Source organism: Helicobacter sp. T3_23-1059 (assembly GCF_053654515.1).
Genome location: NZ_JBSIUV010000043.1, coordinates 1 through 18,387, shown reverse-complemented (window position 1 = coordinate 18,387; position 18,387 = coordinate 1). Strand labels below are relative to the sequence as shown.

19 protein-coding genes are annotated in these 18,387 nt (G+C 38.7%); 3 read left to right on the top strand and 16 right to left on the bottom strand.

Annotated elements, in window-relative coordinates:
- Positions 1–1,528: hypothetical protein (locus ACWIX0_RS10455; RefSeq protein WP_454173946.1), on the bottom strand; the 1,528-nt coding region annotated here is incomplete at its 3' end.
- A gap of 419 nt (positions 1,529–1,947) precedes the next feature.
- Positions 1,948–3,165, bottom strand: coding sequence for a cytochrome-c peroxidase (locus tag ACWIX0_RS10450; protein WP_454173945.1), 1,218 nt, complete (start codon positions 3,163–3,165; stop codon positions 1,948–1,950).
- 260 nt (positions 3,166–3,425) lie between these two features.
- On the opposite strand from ACWIX0_RS10450, the gene ACWIX0_RS10445 reads away from it, so the two are divergent.
- Together ACWIX0_RS10445 and ACWIX0_RS10440 are read left to right on the top strand one after the other, a co-directional pair.
- Positions 3,426–4,877 (top strand): anion permease, encoded by a 1,452-nt coding sequence (locus ACWIX0_RS10445; RefSeq protein ID WP_454173947.1) that lies wholly within the window; start codon positions 3,426–3,428, stop codon positions 4,875–4,877.
- 310 nt (positions 4,878–5,187) lie between these two features.
- Entirely contained in the window at positions 5,188–5,367 is a 180-nt protein-coding gene (locus ACWIX0_RS10440; protein WP_454173944.1) for a hypothetical protein, read from the top strand.
- Positions 5,368–5,384: 17 nt separating this feature from the next.
- On the opposite strand, the gene ACWIX0_RS10435 is transcribed toward ACWIX0_RS10440, so the two are convergent.
- From ACWIX0_RS10435 to ACWIX0_RS10425, 3 genes are all read right to left on the bottom strand, one after another.
- The gene (locus ACWIX0_RS10435; RefSeq protein ID WP_454173943.1) at positions 5,385–5,537 is read right to left on the bottom strand and encodes a hypothetical protein; all 153 of its coding nucleotides are present in this window, start codon (positions 5,535–5,537) and stop codon (positions 5,385–5,387) included.
- A 78-nt stretch (positions 5,538–5,615) separates the two neighbouring features.
- Positions 5,616–5,858, bottom strand: a complete 243-nt coding sequence (locus ACWIX0_RS10430; RefSeq protein WP_454173942.1) for a hypothetical protein — start codon at positions 5,856–5,858, stop codon at positions 5,616–5,618.
- Positions 5,859–5,929: 71 nt separating this feature from the next.
- The gene (locus tag ACWIX0_RS10425; protein ID WP_454173941.1) at positions 5,930–6,304 is read right to left on the bottom strand and encodes a hypothetical protein; all 375 of its coding nucleotides are present in this window, start codon (positions 6,302–6,304) and stop codon (positions 5,930–5,932) included.
- Between the two features lie 209 nt (positions 6,305–6,513).
- Between ACWIX0_RS10425 and ACWIX0_RS10420 the strand changes: the two genes are divergently transcribed.
- Positions 6,514–7,215, top strand: a complete 702-nt coding sequence (locus ACWIX0_RS10420) for a hypothetical protein (protein WP_454173940.1) — start codon at positions 6,514–6,516, stop codon at positions 7,213–7,215.
- Positions 7,216–7,348: 133 nt separating this feature from the next.
- Here the strand turns inward: ACWIX0_RS10420 and kcuS are convergent, their stop codons facing one another.
- The 11 genes from kcuS to ACWIX0_RS10365 form a co-directional block, all read right to left on the bottom strand.
- Complete coding sequence (gene kcuS, locus ACWIX0_RS10415; protein WP_454173939.1) at positions 7,349–7,603, bottom strand: KCU-star family selenoprotein; 255 nt, start codon at positions 7,601–7,603, stop codon at positions 7,349–7,351.
- A gap of 174 nt (positions 7,604–7,777) precedes the next feature.
- Positions 7,778–10,000, bottom strand: a complete 2,223-nt coding sequence (locus ACWIX0_RS10410; RefSeq protein WP_454173938.1) for a carbon starvation CstA family protein — start codon at positions 9,998–10,000, stop codon at positions 7,778–7,780.
- A 164-nt stretch (positions 10,001–10,164) separates the two neighbouring features.
- Positions 10,165–10,425 carry a hypothetical protein gene (locus tag ACWIX0_RS10405; RefSeq protein WP_454173937.1) on the bottom strand — a complete coding sequence of 87 codons (261 nt, stop codon included), beginning with the start codon at positions 10,423–10,425 and terminating at the stop codon, positions 10,165–10,167.
- 501 nt (positions 10,426–10,926) lie between these two features.
- Positions 10,927–13,035 (bottom strand): GmrSD restriction endonuclease domain-containing protein, encoded by a 2,109-nt coding sequence (locus ACWIX0_RS10400; protein WP_454173936.1) that lies wholly within the window; start codon positions 13,033–13,035, stop codon positions 10,927–10,929.
- A 2-nt stretch (positions 13,036–13,037) separates the two neighbouring features.
- Complete coding sequence (locus ACWIX0_RS10395; RefSeq protein ID WP_454173935.1) at positions 13,038–14,450, bottom strand: DUF262 domain-containing protein; 1,413 nt, start codon at positions 14,448–14,450, stop codon at positions 13,038–13,040.
- A gap of 63 nt (positions 14,451–14,513) precedes the next feature.
- Positions 14,514–15,314 (bottom strand): metallophosphoesterase family protein, encoded by an 801-nt coding sequence (locus ACWIX0_RS10390; RefSeq protein WP_454173934.1) that lies wholly within the window; start codon positions 15,312–15,314, stop codon positions 14,514–14,516.
- Between the two features lie 62 nt (positions 15,315–15,376).
- Entirely contained in the window at positions 15,377–16,033 is a 657-nt protein-coding gene (locus ACWIX0_RS10385; RefSeq protein WP_454173933.1) for a DUF1643 domain-containing protein, read from the bottom strand.
- Between the two features lie 165 nt (positions 16,034–16,198).
- Positions 16,199–16,927 carry a BspA family leucine-rich repeat surface protein gene (locus ACWIX0_RS10380; RefSeq protein WP_454173932.1) on the bottom strand — a complete coding sequence of 243 codons (729 nt, stop codon included), beginning with the start codon at positions 16,925–16,927 and terminating at the stop codon, positions 16,199–16,201.
- 115 nt (positions 16,928–17,042) lie between these two features.
- Positions 17,043–17,279, bottom strand: coding sequence for a hypothetical protein (locus ACWIX0_RS10375; protein ID WP_454173931.1), 237 nt, complete (start codon positions 17,277–17,279; stop codon positions 17,043–17,045).
- Positions 17,280–17,405: 126 nt separating this feature from the next.
- On the bottom strand, positions 17,406–18,065 hold the full coding sequence (locus tag ACWIX0_RS10370) for a RipA family octameric membrane protein (protein WP_454173930.1): 660 nt from the start codon (positions 18,063–18,065) through the stop codon (positions 17,406–17,408).
- The coding region (locus ACWIX0_RS10365) for a hypothetical protein (protein WP_454173929.1) at positions 18,058–18,387 on the bottom strand (330 nt) is incomplete at its 5' end. The genes ACWIX0_RS10370 and ACWIX0_RS10365, both read right to left, overlap by 8 nt.

Below are 18,387 nucleotides of genomic sequence, written 5' to 3'. Positions count from 1 at the left end.
CTTTTGATTCTATGCTATCTAGCATTGCGTTTATCGTGGTGGCGACTTGTTGAAAATTTGGGTTTGGATAGGATTTTGTGATTCTACTAGATAGATTTCCCTGCTTTATTTCTCTAGCCAAAAGCCCTATTTCCTCCACTGCTTTTGTGTCATTGTCTAGGCTTTTGCGGATAAGCAATATATTTTGGGCTATGGCACGAGAGATGCTACCAAAATCATCTATCCCACCCACTCTTATTTCTGCAAAATCGCTTTTTTTATCACTACGCCAATCGCTCCTCTCCTCACGCAAAAACGCAAAAAACTCATCTATGCCTTTTTTCATATCTTCGATGGGCTTTATGCTAGAATCTATCACAAAATACGACAATATAAGTCCTAGTGCTAGCACGCCTAGCGCGATGATTGTCATTGAGACAAAATCGCCCTGCAAGCCATCAAATCCGCTCAAAAAAGAAGCTGTGGTGCTTGTGTCTATGCTTACTAGATTCCACCCAAAAGGTAGCGTAGCATAGTGGGCTTTTAGCGTCTTGTTACCATCTTTGTAGCTAAATCCCCCCTGCTTTAGCGAGTCGCTAGAATCGCTTTGCATAGCTTTTTGTAACGCCTCTTTTAAACCCTCATCGTTAGATTTTGCGCTAGATTTTGCATTTGAAGCGATAAGATTTAGCGCGGAATCTAGCAATAAAATCGTGTCTGTGGATTCTCTCATCTCTAATCCAAAATCGCTAAAATCTATCAACAAACCAAAATCTAACACCCCTAAATCAAAGCTAACCCCAACCACACCGCTAAACTTGCCATTGATGATAAGAGGCATAGTCGCTGTGGCTATGTTTGGATTTTCGCTACTTTTTTCGCTATTTGTGCTATTTGCAGGATTTTGCGTAGTGTTTGTGCTAGATTCGCTAGGGAGGATTTTTAGCTCAAAAGTTTGCTTTGTTTGCACATACCACGAGCGCGTGCGAAAGCCCTGTGCGCTATCCCAGCTAGGCGAAGTAGTGGTTTTAGAAGAGGTGGATTCTATGAGTGTGTTGCCATCTTCTTCATAGGTTACAAACGCGCTTAGGTAGGGCATTTTTTGGGTTTTTGGGTTTTGATTGATTGTGCTTTGGGCTAGGGCTTGGGATAAAATCTGCCTTTGGGCTAGGACATCGTTTTTATCAAGGGTTGATAGGCTTTTGGCTATGGAGGATAAATCCGCTTCTATCCCTAAAGCTAGGGCTTGTATAGAAAAGTAGGCACTTTGTAGCTTTATGGATTTTGTATCGGCGTTTGTGTGATTAGAAAATGTCGCATTTAGGGCTAGTGTAGCGACTATGACAAATGCAATAACGCACAAAAAAGAACAAAATAGCTTTGTTTTTAGGGATAGTTTGGAGGATTTGAGTGGGATTGTCTTGGTGGATTTTGCAAAATTTGATTTTGTGAAAGTGGCGTTTGTGGTTGTATCGTTTGTAGTCGCGGGATTTGTGCTAGATTGATTTTTTTTGTTTGGCGCGTCTTGATTTGGTGTGTCTGTTTGCATATATACCCCTTGCAAGATGATTTGTAATAGATATTTTAGTAGGATTTGGTAGGTTTTGAATGCTTTTAAAATGCTTTAATGCAACAATTTTGCGTTTTTTAAGCGTGAAAAATATGCGCGTATTTTACACTAAATTTTGCAAAAGTTGGGCGTTGATTGTGCTTTGATTTATGGTTTGAATGCTAGGGCGTGGCTATGCAAATAAAATCTTTTTATTTTTTTGCATTTTTTTATAAAATCAATTCCTCCCCCGACTTCTTTTAGCAAGATTTATCCACGACTTTTTGGGACAAAACCACGCTTGAAAAATCACACTTGCAAAATCACTTTTGCAAAACCACACCACAAAAAAACTTCCGCGACAAAAATTTTGCTACAAATATAAAATCACACAAAACTAAGATTTATCCTACCACTGCCTATAATGCCCTCAAAAACGCCTCTAGCGCGTTTATCTCATCTTCGCTTAGATGCAGTTTTTGTAGCAATTCATCAGTTTTTGGAAATGGTGGATTATATGTTTTGTCCTCTTTTGGCTCGGGGTGTGCCATTCCCGCATTATAGGCATTTATTATGCCTTTTAGATGAGGGAAAAGCCCATTGTGCATATATGGCGGAGTCTTGCTTACCCAGCGCAAAGATGGGGTTTTAAACTTTCCTGTGTCGCTTTGCTCGCCCGTTACTTCATATCGCCCCAAATCCTCGTATTTATCCCGCCCGTAGTAATGCAAGCCAAGATTGTGAAACTTATCATCGCTAAGGGCTATTCCATTGTGGCAATTCATACACCTAGCTTTCGTGCGAAAAAGATGAAGCCCTAGCACTTCCTCATCGCTTAAGCTACTAGCATTTCCTAGCAAAAATCTATCAAAACGATTGCGCGGTGGCATAAGACTTCGCTCATAAGTGGCGATAGCCTCTGCTAGTAGCTCTTTTGTGATTTTGCGCGTGCCAAAGGCTTTTTTAAAATCATCTTTGTATTCTTTGATTTTGTTTAGCTTTTTTGCTGCTTGCTCCGCGCTATATGCCATCTCTAGCGGGTCTGCTATGGGAAAAAGACTTTGAGATTCTAGGCTTTGCGCTCGCCCGTCCCAAAACTTATGCGTGCCAAACGCGCTCATTACCACGCTTGGGCTATTTCGCTTGCCCTGTGCGCGATTATGCCCGTAGCTTACGCTTTTATTATCCGCAAATCCTAGCTCTTTATCGTGGCAGGAAGCACACGCGATTTGCTCGCTTTTTGATAATCGTGGGTCGTTAAATAGTTTTTCGCCTAACGCTCGTTTTTCATCGCTATATGGATTTTCTTTGGGATAAGGAGGGATAGGGGGTAGAGGTTTTAGCTCTAAGTGTGCTAAAATCTGTGCTAGATTTTCTGTATCATTTCCTAATCCTAGCTCTTTTGCCACTTCATCTAAGACGGATTTATCGATATGTGGCTCTTCCCACTTGCTAGATTCTGTGAGGGCATACATTGTGCGTAGTTGTTCTATATTTGGCGTTAGGTTTTTGGTGCTTTTTTTGTCGCGTGTGATAGCTTTTGCCCCGCTTACATAGAGGATTACCCCCGCTACTAGCACGGCAAATACCCCTAAAAACACTTCCTCAAAATCAAACCCTTTTAGCAATTTTTTCATCTACTCTCCTTTGCTCCTTGTTTTGTTGTTTTTGTTTGCTAGCTTGTTTTGCTATGTAAGCCATAGTTGATATTGTAGCGTTTTTTGAGTAAAAAGCATTATTATTACGCTATGGTTTAAAAATTTTACAAATTTTTTATCACTTTTTATATAAAAATGATTTAAAATAATACTCGCATTTTAAATCTCACTTTGAAAGGAGTTTGCAAAATGAGTTCTGCAACAAACACTTCCACCCCCCCCCCTCCAAATTTTCTCCTATTAAATGCCTAAAGGCATTTTCTCCCTTAATCGTAGCATTAGTGATTTTTCTTTGTCCCGCTCCTGAAGGATTGTCTAGCAACGCTTGGACATATTTTGCCGTCTTTGCGGGAGTAATCGTAGGGCTTATCATCGAGCCTGTCCCACCTGCACTTGTCGGGCTTATCGGCGTAGGCGTATGTATATGGCTAAAGCTAGGACCAAAAGGCAGTGGCGATGCTGAAGTTGTCATAAAATCAGGCGAAGCGGTAAATTGGGGCTTGGCTGGATTTTCTAATGGCACGGTGTGGCTTATTTTTGCTGCATTTATGATAGGGCTTGGCTACCAAAAAAGCGGACTTGGCAAGCGAATCGCGCTATTTTTGCTAAACAAACTTGGCAAAACCTCTCTAGGACTTGGCTATGCTATTAGCATCGCAGATGGGATTTTAGCTCCATTTATCCCGTCAAATTCTGCTAGAAGTGGCGGGATTATCTACCCTATCGTTAGTCAGATTCCGCCTATGGTGGATTCTTATCCTGACAAAGACCCTAGAAAGCTAGGTGGCTATCTTATGTGGGTATCTTTGGCTGCTACTTGCGTAACAAGCTCTATGTTTTTCACAGGACTAGCACCAAACCTACTCGCAATGGAAACTGCCGTAAAAAGTGGCGTAGAGCCTATTAGCTGGTTTGGCTGGTTTATGGCATTTTTGCCTGCAGGGATAATCTTATTTATCGCTACTCCTTGGCTTACTTATGTGCTTTATCCGCCGACTTCTAAAGGCTCGCCTGAGGCTTCTAAATGGGCAGGCGAAGAGCTGGCAAAACTAGGCGCAATCACTATCAAAGAATGGCTAATGGTAGCCCTAGCAGTCTTTGCGCTAGTGTTTTGGATATTTGGCTCAAAATTTGGCGTAAATGCCACCACAGTAGCCATCACGGTTGTCATCGCTATGGTGCTTTTAGGTATCATCTCTTGGCAAGACTTACTTGGCAATAAACCTGCGTGGAATGTGTTTGCGTGGTTTGCGACACTCGTAACGCTTGCAGGTGGGCTAAAAAATGTAGGATTTTTGGACTATATCGCAAAGTTTGGTGGAGCGTATCTAGGCAATATAGAGCCTATGTTTGCATTTATCGGGCTTATTGTGTTTTTCTATGTCCTGCATTATTTCTTTGCTAGCACCACTGCGCATGTAACCGCGCTTTTGGCGTTATTTATCACCGTGGCAAGCGGAATCAACGGCATAGATGTCAAAACTCTAACCCTATTTTTGATGCTTACTCTTGGTATCGTGGGTATCATCACTCCTTATGGCACAGGACCTAGCCCCGTCTGGTATGGAGCGCACTATATCGAGGGCAAAGACTTTTGGAAACTAGGATTTATCTTTGGGGTTATCTACCTTGTGGTATTTTTAGCTGTGTGTATCCCTTGGGTAAAATATGTCGCTTATCAATGGATTTAGGCAGTGATTTTGGCTATGATTTAAGTCGCTTTTAGCAAAAGCGACTTTGTCATATTTGACTTCTTTGGCTTCATATTTTCTTGCCATTACTTTGGTTTGTTTTTAAGCCATTTATTCGCTCGATATGTCAATGTTAGAGTTGTCATTGCGAGCGAGGAAGACATAAATGCTTCTGTCATTGCTAGCAATTAGATTCTGCGCTTTTGTAGAATCTAATGCGTGGCAATCCATAAAAACAAAAAAACATTTGTCATACTGAGGGCTTTAGCCCGAAGTATCTCAAAGCGTAGCTTCTTTAGAAAATATAAAAATGCAAATAGAGATATTTCGCTACGCTCAATATGACAAAGAAAATCCCGTCATTATGGGCAATGACATTATTTCCCCTCCCTTGCGGAGGGGGTTAGGGGGGTGGGTTTCTTTGCGAGAATTTGCATTTTTATCATTGCAAGTTTTTGTTGCGACTTTGCCAAAAGCTACAAAAATCTAACACACGGCAATCCACACTTACTCCGTCATTGTAAGCAATTTGATTTTACTTCCGTCATTGCGAGCGTGGCTATGCCACGCGTGGCAATCCATAAAAACAAAAAAACATTTGTCATACTGAGGCTTTGAAAAAGCCGAAGTATCCCTCTTATTGTCATATTGAGCGCGCAAGCGCGAAATATCTCTATTTGCATTTTTAGATTTTCTAAAGAAGCTACGCTTTGAGATACTTCGGTTTCTTAGGAAACCTCAGTATGACAAGTTTTTGTCGTGGATTGCCACGCAGATTTTGATTTGCCAAAATCCGCTCGCAATGACAAAAAAATCTACAATGACAGCGGTAAAGTCTAAAAATACCCACCCCCTAGCCCACTCCGCACGGGAGGGGGAAATAATGTAATTTAATCCACCTCGTGCTAAGGGAGTGGGAATAAGAGGTTTGCAACTCCGCACGGGAGGGGGGAAAACTACATTGTCATATTGAGCGCGCAAGCGCGAAATATCTCTATTTGCATTTTTATATTTTTTAAAGAAGCTACGCTTTGAGATACTTCGGTTTCTTACTAAACCTCAATATGACAAAATATAATGAGTAGATTGCCACGCGGATTTTGACAAATCCGCTCGCAATGACAAAGTATTTCCCCCTCCCTTAGCACGAGGGGGCTAGGGGGTGGGTTTGTTATTTTTGGAATATTGAGGGCGTGAGCGCGAAATATCTCTAAAATCATAGATTGCCACGCAAAAATTCGCCTACACTCATTTGTTACTTGCATTTTTGCTCGCAATGACAGAAACTTTGTGCTTAGCCTTGAAAGTGTTTTTTTAGAAGTAGAAAGATTTTGCGCGGAGTTACTCTCTCTCGTTTGTGGCGACATATTTGCTAGCAAATATGTATTTATAGCATTCACCATAAATAGTATCTTATATTTATTCATCTCAAACTACTTGTTTATGTGTTAAATTATGTCATTTTCTCATTTTTACTACATAAAATAAAAAAATAAGATTTATACGCAAAATAAATGCTAATCTTAACTCAAAAATCCATTTTTTATCACCAATCACATAAAAATATACAACATAAATTCTCTATATTTTTTTATGCGCAATCTAAGAAACACTTTATTGTGCTACAATCACGGCTATGAGAGCGATACATATACGACTTTTTATGCTATTTTTTGCGCTGCATACCGCGCCTCTTTGTGCGATACCATACTGCTACACGCAAGCAGAAGAGCGCAAGCAATGGGGCGGGACGATAATGCAGGTTTTGGCTTTGCATACGATGGTGGGGGGGGATTTTGGAGCGCAAACATTGCCAAAATCAAACCAAAATCCACCCCAAAATCTTGCCCAAAATCCCGCACAAAATACCATAGATTCTACGCTAAATTGGGGTGTTGGCACTTCTTTGGGGCTAAATTATATGAACCCCGATAATGAGAGGGAATTTGACTATGGCTGGCGCGTGCGCTATGGCTATATGGCTACCCCTAGCCTAGAGCGCGTTTCGCATCTAATCGGCGCGTTTGTATATCTGCACCCCTCTCCAAACCCATATCATCGTTTTTTGGGAGCTATCCAAACGCACAAAGATTGTCAGGGCTTGCCCGATGGCTATCCTACGCCATTTTCTTTTGTGCTAGGCACAGGTGCTATCATCACCAAAAATCCTTATGGATATGCACAAGGCGGGTATATCGAAGCGGGCATAGCGTTTTTTAAATGGTTTCCATTCAATGCAGAGCTAATCTATCGCATAAGTTTTTATCCGCCAAATATTAGGCAAAAACATATCGAAGAAATCACGCATAGTCTAAATGTGGTGTTTAATATTTTTTAGAGTTTTTTATCGCGGGGACTTTGCGTTTTTTTGGGGCAGAATTTATTAAAAAAAAATTTGTAAAAAGAATTTGTCGTTAAAAAGTGTTTAGAGATTAAAACAGATTTTGCATTTTTTATAAAAATCTAGCGACTTAGCAGCATCGATTTACCCCGCCATTATACCGCGCTTCTAACGCCTCTTTAAAAAACTCCGCTTGGCTTTTTATCTCTCTATCAGGGTGCTTTGTGCGCATGTGTTCGACATATTTGTCATAGCTTGGCATTCCTACTAGCAGGTGGAAAAATCTATCGCTTTTTTTATACCATTGGCGTAGTTTTTCTAAGATTTTGGAGGCTTTTGTTTGGTATTTATGCAGTGGCACAGGGGGGTAAAATTTCTCTTTCATTATGCGTCCTTTTTTGTTTTTGTTTTTTTTTGCATTGCAAAAATAAATCGCTAGAATCCGTCTGATTTATCACATCTAAAAACAGATTCTAGCTTTTGTAAAAAAGCGATTTTTTACAAAAGCATTTTTGCAAAACTCACATACCAAAAATGCTTGCAAATCGCTTTTTATTGTCTAGTTTGGCACAGAATCATACCGCTTCACATCATAAAAAGGCTCTTCTTTTAGCGGGAATTTTTCTCCCTTGCCTGTCGCGGTTAGATAGCAGATTTTTATCGCTTGGAATATCACCACAAAGGTTACGCAGATAAATAGTGCGCAAAGCACCGCATCAAGCGTATGGTTTCTAGCGACTATGACTGCTTTATCTAGCAGGGCTTGCCATTGCTCTAGTGTCTTGCCATCGACTTGGGCTAGGGCGTCTGCGCTCATTGATTGAAGTTTGGCGATTGCTTCATTTGCTTTTTCTTGCAGGGCAAATTGTTTTTGTGCCGTAGCGATATGGCTTACTGCATCATGCACCCTCTCGCCATTGCTTGGTAGTAGCTTTTGAAATGCTGCATAAAGCGTGGTTAAAAGCACCCAAAACGCAGGGGCAATGGTAACCCAACTATATTTTGCCTTGCCCATTTTAAATAGCACGACTGTGCCTAGCAAAAGGGCGATTCCAGCTAGCATTTGATTGCTCGCACCAAAGAGAGGCCAAAGCGTGTGAATCCCGCCCATAGGGTCTATCGCACCTTGATATAGCAAGTATCCCCAGCCAGCCACGCAAATAAGCGAAGCCAAAGTGCCATAAAAAATCGAAGTCGTATCTTGCATAGGTTTATAGATATTGCCCAAAATATCTTGGATAAGGAATCTACCCGTGCGAGTGCCAGCATCTACCGCAGTCAAAATAAACAACGCTTCAAACAAAATAGCAAAGTGATACCAAAACTCCAAATGCCCGCCACTAAGTTTTTGCATAATGAGTGTAAGCCCTAGCGCAAAAGTAGGCGCACCGCCTGTGCGTGAGATTAGCGTCTCTTCGCCTATGCTTCTAGCAGTATCTGCGATATGCGCCCCTGTCGCACCAGATTCTATCATCGCAGGTGTGAGGGCAAAGCCTCCGTTTTGCAAGATTGTCTTTAGGCTAGATTCTATCGTGGCTAAATCCGCTCCAAGCGCAGATTTTGCCATAGGGTCTAGCACGGCTAGAGGGGAATTTACCGCGAAATATAGCTCAGGCTCTAAAATACAAGCCGCGATTAACGCCATAATGCCAACTAAAGATTCCATAAGCATAGAGCCATAGCCGATGGGACGGGAGTGGGATTCTCTCTCTACCATTTTGGGCGTAGTCCCGCTAGAAATAAGCGCGTGAAATCCGCTAATCGCACCGCAAGCAATAGTGATAAACAAAAATGGAAAAATCGCCCCTGCAAACACAGGTCCTGTCCCATCGATAAAATTGCTAACTTTTGGGATATGTAGCATAGGATTTACTAGCAAAATCCCAACTGCCATAGCCACAATCACGCCGATTTTTAAAAATGTGCTTAGATAGTCGCGTGGAGCTAGCAAAAGCCACACAGGAAGCACGCTAGCGATGAAGCCATAGCCAATGGTTAGTAGTGCTAGAGTTGTCTTGCTTAGCTTAAAAAGCTCGTGCCAAGGGTGAGTAGGCACAGAGACAGCCTGCCCATAATACAATGCTAATAAAAGCAACACAAAGCCTATGATACTCACTTCCCCCACGCACCCAGGGCGGATATAGCGCATATAGATTCCCATAAAAATCGCGATAGGTATCGTCATAGCAATCGTAAATAGCCCCCAAGGTGAATCAGCCAACGCATTTACCACCACCATAGCCAAAATCGCCACGATAATAAGCATAATGAAAAATATCCCAATCATCGCAATAGAGCCTGTAACCCTGCCCATCTCTTCTTTGATGATTTCGCCTAGAGAGCGTCCATTGCGCCTCATAGAGATAAATAGCACGGTAAAATCATGCACCGCACCACCGATGACAACGCCCACAAGTAGCCATATCATCGAGGGTAGATAGCCCATCTGTGCGGCAAGAATAGGTCCTACAAGAGGTCCAGCCCCAGCAATCGCAGCAAAATGATGCCCAAAAAGCACGACTTTATTTGTCGGCACAAAATCTTTTCCGTCATTGTTGATTACCGCAGGTGTGGCGCGAGAATCATTTAGCCCAAACACGGTTTGCGCGATAAATTTGCTATAAAATCGATAGCCTATGGCATAGATACACACAGAGGCGATTACGATTTTTGTAGCACTCACTTCCTCGCCAGCATTTAGGGCTAGCACTCCAAAATACCAACCACCAACTAATGCGGCAAGCAACCACACAGCATATTCTGCTATTTTTGTAGCTTTCATATTGCTCCTTTTATTAAGATTTAAGCGTTTTTAAGTGTAGGATTTTTTGGTAATAATCGGGGCATTTTTTTGTGGATTTGGAGAGTGAAAGTGATGAAATGAAACGATTTGAAACATTTTTGTGTATTTTTATGCGTGATTATGTGGGTTTTATTTAGTATTTGTCAAAATTTGATTGATTTTATGAAGCGTGTTTTTTTGCGCTTTTTTGTTATTTTGTTTGGAGATTTTATGGATATGGGATTTTGAGAGAAGTTTAAATGAAAGTTTTGGATAGGATTTTTTATCTTGCGTAGCAATCTAAATTCCCCCTCCATTGCGGAGAATTTTGCCTTTTCCCCCTCCCTTAGCACGAGGGGGCTAGGGGGTGGGTAAATCTTGGACTTAAGCATAAGCGAGGTATTCAAAACCTTGATTTTTGTCATACTGAGGTTGCAAAACAACCGAAGTATCCAAAACATTAACCATTGTCATACTGAGCGCAAGCGAAGTATCTCAAAGCGCAACTTCTTTATAAAATCTAAAAAATACAAATAGAGATATTTCGCGCTTACGCGCTCAATATGACAATGTAGTTATTTCCACCTCCATTGCGGAGGGGGTGCAGGGGGAGCGTTATTGAAAGCGCAATTTATTGTGCGTAGCAACTTATAACCAAACTACACAAAAGAGCGTTATTTGGTAAGCCATTTGTAGCGATATTTTTACTAACGCTTAGGTATGACAAGAGTATAGATTGCCACAAATCTGCGACTTTATGCAAAATCGAAGATTCTCGCAATGACAGAAAATGACAAAAAAAGTAGAATCATATTAGATTGCCACTAGGATTGGTAAAATCCGCTTACAATGACGCTAAGCCACTAGCCATTTTAAAATACTATTGTAGCAATGAAGCGAGAATCTTGCTATTGTGAAATATTAGGTTATATTGTGCTTGTTTTTGTTTCAATCTTTAGCGATTCTCGCAGGATTTTAATCATTTGATTTTGGTGTGTTTTTGCTTTGTCCTTATCCCATTCCCACGATTCTTTTTCTTTGTTGTAATGCTTTGCATACACAAGCCATAATTTAAGGCTTTCTACTTCGTCTTTTTGAACCTTTGCTAATAATTTGGTATATTTTTCTTGCCCAGCATTGTCATTTAAACTTGAATTAAAACCAACGCTTAATAGCGCAAGATTTCCAAACTTATCAATCTCTCTAATTTCATTATCCTTGCCCCAACCATCTACACTTTGCGGGTGAATATGCTCAACAGAGTTAAGATTCCTAAAATAGAAATTTTTGCGTATATCGCTAAAATCTTTGCCTCCAATGCGTAGATTTTCATCATTTTCAATGCCGTTTTTCCACAAATAATACTCCAAGCGATAAAACCAATAATGTGGCGTTTCTGTGCCGTGATTTAGAAAATCCCAATTTTCTAAATCACTAAAATTTTTTGCCAATTCTTGCTCATTTTTATCCAAACCTGTTTTTAAATCTTTTAAAACAAGATTTGTAATATCCAATAAGCCTTTTTCGTTATTTTTTCCTAGCTGATGAGTGGCAAGCCTCGTATCCAAATTTTCAAGGAATATAACTAACTCATTTTGTTTGCCCTCATCTTTGTTCTCAAAGATTTTACAAATTTCATTAGGATTCCATTCTTGTGTTTTTTTGCTTTCTACTTCGTTTTTCCACTCACCTTTTATTGTTATCAAGTCTTTATTGACGCAATATTTTACCAAGCCATTATAATTTGTTCCTAAGGATATTCTTAGCTTTTGCAAAAACGGCGTTAGCCAATGATGATAGTTTTGCTTTTCGCCCTGTCGTGCTACGCGCAAATAGTTTTGAATCATTGCTAGATTTTCAAATGATTTTGCTTTTGGCTGATAAGAGCCTTTATTTTCATAAAAGCGCATAATCGCAAATCCATCATCGCTCAAAGTATTTTTAATCACAAAATAATCAAAAAGCACACGATAGAAAAGCATATCTATGATAAACCATTTGCAAGATTCACTATCCCATTTTGACTCATCATTTATGTCAAAAATATCCAAAAGTTTGTCTTTTGTGATAGTGATTTTATCTATTTTGTCTTTGCATTTTTCGTCAACCCAAAGTTTATAGCAATGCCACAAAAATGTAGGAAAATCGATAATAGATTCAACCTTGTTAGGTAAATCATCATTTGCATTTTTACTTTTTGTGTTTGTGCTGTCGTATTCGTTGATAATTCTATCAATGCTCCATTTCTCGCCACTCTCATCGCTAAAATCTAAAAAATCCCTATCGCTTTTGCTTTGGAAAATGTATTTATCCATATCGCTACACAAATCCCAAATTTTGGCGTATTGTTGCCACTCATCGCTATTATTTTCGCCTTTAATCTTTGATAAGATTCGCGCTTTTAAAATCTCGTGTTTTTCAAGTTGCACTCCACGATTATTCATTCGCACAAAGAAGCGATTTAAGTCCGTCCCCTGCGCTAATTCCACAAAAACAAAGCAAACTTTTTCGTAAATATATTCTGCAAAATCTGCTAAATCTATGCCCTTGCCACTTGCAAACCATAAATCTATGCACTTAAATGCGTCAATAATCTTTTGATAGACGCCCTCTTTGTCTTGCAAAAATTGCGCTAGATTTTTTTTGCCTTTGATATTGTTAATAAGATCTTTAAGCGCGTCTTCCTCGCTATCTCGTATCGGCATAGTGATTCGCAAGTTTTCGCCCTGCATTATAAAATTTTGCCAATTTGGGCAATTTTGACTTGCAAGGTAAAATCCCACAAACCAAAGCGTAGTAAGCCTTTGCTGTCCATCGATAAGCACAAATTTATTTGGCTCTTTTTGGCTCGTAGTGATATTGCCGATGAAATAATTTTTTGACTCATCAAAAGCCTTTTTTATATCATTTAGCAATTCCATAATATCCGTTGATTCCCATTCATATAGTCTTTGATATAGCGGAATCTCAAAGATTCTATCTTGCTTACAAATCTCTGCTATTGTTGCTATTGTCGCATTATTTTTGTTACTCATTGTTATTCTCCTTGAGATGGTTTATATAAATGTTTGTAGTGTAGTGGTATTTCGTTTCCATAATAATCCCCATAACAAAACTCTTTTGCCCATTCTAAAAATGTCCCTGCGCCACCACCGTTACGGATTTCTTTTGTGTCTAGTTGCAGTTTTTCGTATAAGTTTTTTTCCTTTTGCATATAGTCAATGATAAATTTGTGTAACCTATTTGCTACATCCTTATCAAAAATCTCATAATAAATCAAAGGTAAAATCTCTTTGGCAAAATTCCGCGCAGTTTCGATAGAGATGCGCTCATCACTGCAACGAAGCGTAAAAACCGCTCTTACGATAAAACGGAGCATATAGTCTTCATAGAGCTTAATACCGAGCGTATCTAATTTTTTTGCAACATTGAATTCATCAATATCTAGGTATTTATCAAGGTATATTAAGGCTGACATTATGTAAATGTGGAGATTGTATGTAAAACCTTTTGACCAATGTATCGTTTCAAGCCATTGATAAAAATCAAAATCTTTAAGGATTTTATAAAGTTTATAAAAATGTGAAATATACTCAAAGAAATCCGCCCCACCTACGAAATTTTGCAAGATTCCAAGCCAATTTCTGTCGAAAGGCAGCGGTCCTTCAATTTTTCGTGGAATATCGGTGCAAAATTCATCATAAATATCCATTTGAGAAGGGATTTTATTGCTTTTGTCTCGTAGCCACTGCCTTGCGGGTGTCAAAATATCGTTAAAGAGCATTTTTAGAGTTTCACCTTCGTTTTCTTTGGCAAGTAGCTCAAACTCTTTGGCAAAATCATTAGGTTTTTTGTCTTTAGATTTTGCGTTATAATCCTCCAAAGCGTGCAAATGAAACGCTTTTATTAAATCATAGGCTTCAAGTCGTTTGCCTTTAGCATTTGCGCTATCAAAAAATATAAAAGCGTCATCTAGCCTCCGTGCAATGACATAGATAAATTCTATGCTGTGTGTTAGATTTGCTTTGAATATTTCGCGTTTGTCGTTATCCTTTGATTCAAACCACGATTTGATAAAGTCGTAGTTTTCTTTGATATGTGCTTTTGATTGATTGTGTTGAAATTTGCTATTGCTTAAAAATTTGTTTGAATCGCCATCATCTAAAACGCGCAAAATCAACGCCAAAGTAACAAGCCTTTGCTGTCCATCGACTACTTCAAGGGTATCTTTGCCATTGCACAAAATCAAACTCCCAAGCAAATATTTATCTGGTTTGTTTTGGTTTGATTCAAAAAACCCGCTTAAATCCTCAAGCAAGATTTTTACTCGCTCGCTATCCCAAATATATGGGCGTTGATACTCGGGGATTGTGATATTTTGTCTTACCAAATCCTCCAAGACTATCGTGCCACAGCCTATCTCGCCACTAAATTTGTCTAATTCACTCATTTTTGCTCCTTTTGTGTTTAAGATTAAGTGTTTTAAGATTTTAAAATGCGGGTTATACTTTTGCTAGTTTGTATTTGCTTGCGTGCTTATGCGCAGTGCCTCCTCATATAAGCAATGCGCGTTGATTTGCAAGCGAGATTTTGCATTTGCAGAATCCGCGATAGAATCTAGGGCAGAATCTAACTCCACTTTAAAATCAAAATCCCCGTGCCAATGCCCAAAAAACCACTCGATTTTCCCGCTTTGATTGAGCGCGATTTTTTGTGCCAAAATCTCAAGCCACACGCAATTTTTATCGACAAAATCTTTATCTATGCTTAAATGTGTATCAATATGGGGCAAAAAGCTACTAGGGCAGGTGTGCGTGATGACGATGTCGATTTGCCCTCTAAAATCTACTAGATTTTGCAGGGCGTTTTTGATTTGAGCGGGCGTGATATTTTCGCCCTCCCACCACGAGATATTTGGCTTTCTGTAATCTTTGTCTATGCTACTAGCCCCACCCATCGTAAAGATATTTTTCCCCGCTATGGTGTAAATCTCGCCTCGTTTGAGATGGTAGCATTTGCCCTTGATATACTCGCCGACATTCCCGCCAAATTTTTTGACATTTTTTAGCGCGTCTAGGCGGTTGAAATTTTCGTGATTGCCATCGATAAAGAGAATCGTGCAGGGGAGTTTGTCAAACTCGCCTACTAAAAACTTCTCACAATCATCTGCCCTGTCCCCCCACAGCACGCCAAAATCCCCGCAGATGATGATAAAATCATCTTTGGTGTAGGATTCTAATGGTAAAAAGATTTTTTCTATGTCCTCTAAGCCGTGCGTATCGCCAAAGATATAGAGAGTAGCGGTGTTTTTCAAGCTTTTTCCTTAAGTATTTTTTCTAATAAATTCTAGCTATGCAAAATCTAGGGGGATTTTCGCTATTTATCTAAAAATCCCGTATCTTGTAATAAAAAATCTGAAACAAGTGAATCTTTTACTAAATGAGATGGATTTTTAAGGTTGATTGCGTCTATGTAGTTTGCTATATCAAATGGCATCAGCACGCAATCACCTCGCTGACGATAGGGGTGCGTGGGGTTGCCCTTTTTGGTGAGATGTAGGCAGAGCCATTGTCGTTTTGGATTTATATGCTTAGATAATCCATAAATCCAATTTAGACATACCAAAAGATATGTTCTTAAATAAATATCATTTCCCCAACAAGCAAGAATGTCATTGTCTAGGTATGTTTGTAAAATATTTCCTATATGGTTATAGTTTTCCTCAACAATGAGAAATGAGTCATCTTGTGGCAAATCACTAGGCTTTGTAGCTATGAGAGGATATATATTTAGCATTATCAAACCATCATATTTTTTTGCATTTTTGTTTGTATTTTTGATAATCTTTTGTATTTTTCTAATGGTTGGGTCAGATTTTTTGTCAGTGGCTGTGCTAGGATTTAGCCCTATGCAAAGTAGCGGATTTTTTGCGCTAGCATTGCCAAGCACAAATCTACATTTACTTAGCCCCTCACAATCTTTATAATCATCATATTCGTATAAATCAAATAAAGATTCTATATTTGTCCCCATTTTTACTCCTTTTTACCGTATTTGACAAATAGCTTTTTTGCAAAAACAAAACGCGAGAATACAAAAAAAAAAAAACGGATTGTAAATAAATTAGGTTTATGTGATAAAAATTAGCGACATACTATAATTTTTCCGCTTAAATTTTTGAGCATTTAATCCACTCTTTTAACTCTCTTTTTGTGATTCTTCTGCCAAAAACTTTTGAAACCATTTTGGTAAGGTTTGATTAGCTTCTAGTTGTGTTTTTTCAAACATAGAAGATTTTATTGCTTCTTCTCTTATATTCCACGAATCTAAATTTTGATTGAAAGATTTTGCTCCAAAAAACATTAGCTCCATATTTTTGACATTAGCTACATTCCATTTATCTAATGGCTGATTAAACGAAAATGCGTAATTAAACATACAGCTCATATCTTCTACAAAGACAGTTAGCCAATTATCTAGTGGTTGATTAAACGAATCTGTTTCATTAAACATTCCTATCATATTTCTTACGCTTGAGGTATCCCAAGAGTTTATGTTTTGATTAAACAATGTAGCGCAACTAAACATACATTTCATATTTTCCACATTAGCGACATTCCATTTATCTAATGGCTGATTAAAATTTTCCGCTGCAGCAAACATACATTCCATATCCACTACTTTTGAGGTATCCCACGCGTTTATGTTGTGATTGAAATGCTCTGCTCTTAGAAACATAGATTTCATAGTGGTTACATTGCTGACATTCCACTTCTCTAATCCGCTGAAATCCGTTCTTTGGCTATCCATAAAAATCTCGCTCATATCTGTGATGAGACTTGTATCTATGCAAGATAGGCTAATATTTGCGTTTATTAGCTTTATCAAGTCATCTTTTGACTTTGGAATCCATATTTTTTCTGCCATTTTTTATTCCTTTTGTAAGATTTAGGCTATTTATAGGGCTTTTTGAGATTTTAAAACCCTATAAATAAAATAGTTAAAAATGAGATAGCAAATCCCACACTTTATGATAATGCGACTAGCCTAGCAATTCGTGCTGTTTATTTGGATGTGGGCTTTTGGAGCAAGAAAAATTGACTATGCCTTGTGGGGTAGTAGCTTGAACCCCACAATATTTGCAAGTATATTGACTAAGCTTTTCTGTCGCATTCATTAGTTCGTGTTGTTTGTGTGGGCTTTTGGAGCAAGAAAAATTGACTATGCCTTGTGGGGTAGTAGCTTGAACCCCGCACCATTTACAAGTATAAGTTGCCATTTTTTATCCTTTCAATTCATATTTTAAAACCTCTCGTGCTTTCGCACACGCCACCTAAATCCAAAAATTCCTATAAAATTTAACTATCTTTTCTATCCACTCCACCTCCTAATGTTGATTTGCATTTCATTTGCCACCTTTTAGGCATTGTTTAAAATATGTTATTAGCGGCATTGCCACTGCAACCACAAATAAAACAATAAAAAACAAAGCACATAAACAATTTGGCATATCTAAAAACATAAATGCGTGAATTACGCTCAATATAATCGCTGCCGCAAAACTAATCCACCCTAATGCAATATTGATTTTACTTGGCGAATAGCGATAACTTGAAAATAATTTATTAGATGATAAATTTTTCTTTTCAATTCTATCTTGATAATTGCTTAAATTACAGAAGTATCTTTTTAACTTGCCCGTTTGTGAATCGATTTCGTAAATCAAATCGCAGTTTAGATTTTCAATATGTGCTTCGTGCGCTTCTTGCACGAATTTTGAGCCTTTTGCCATAGCTACCCAAAGTAACGATAAAACGATAATTATTAGGCAAAGTCCAAGTGAAGTGCAATGATAAACATTAAGATTAAGGGGATTGTAAGTCAAATTTGTTATTGTAAAATCTTTTTCTATGTGTTTTAATTGTAGAGCGCCATAACCACCCCAAGCCAAAGTCATAAATGTGGCTAGAAATATGGAGCGTTTCCACAGATTGCCAATCTCATCGGCATAAGCCGTATAGAGAATCTTATACTTTTCAAGTTTGTGTTGCAAGTCTTTATCCATTTTGGTTCTTTAACCTAATGTAGTTGTTTTTGTCGTGCTTGTAGCACGCTAAAGTGATAAAAAACAACGGCAAGTATGCTACAAAAAAAAAAACGGATTGTAAATGAGGTGTTTTTAAGGATTTAGAATAAGTGTGGTGAAAATAAAATGAAATTAGGCAAGTGTTTATTGTCATTGCGAGCGGATTTGTCAAATCTGAGTGGCAATCCATAAATTCTCCCTCCCTTTGCGGAGGGGGTGCAGGGGGAGCGTCATCAAAAGCGCAATTTATTGTGCGTAGCAACTTATAATGAAAAATTGCTAAAAACAACGCTTTTTTGTA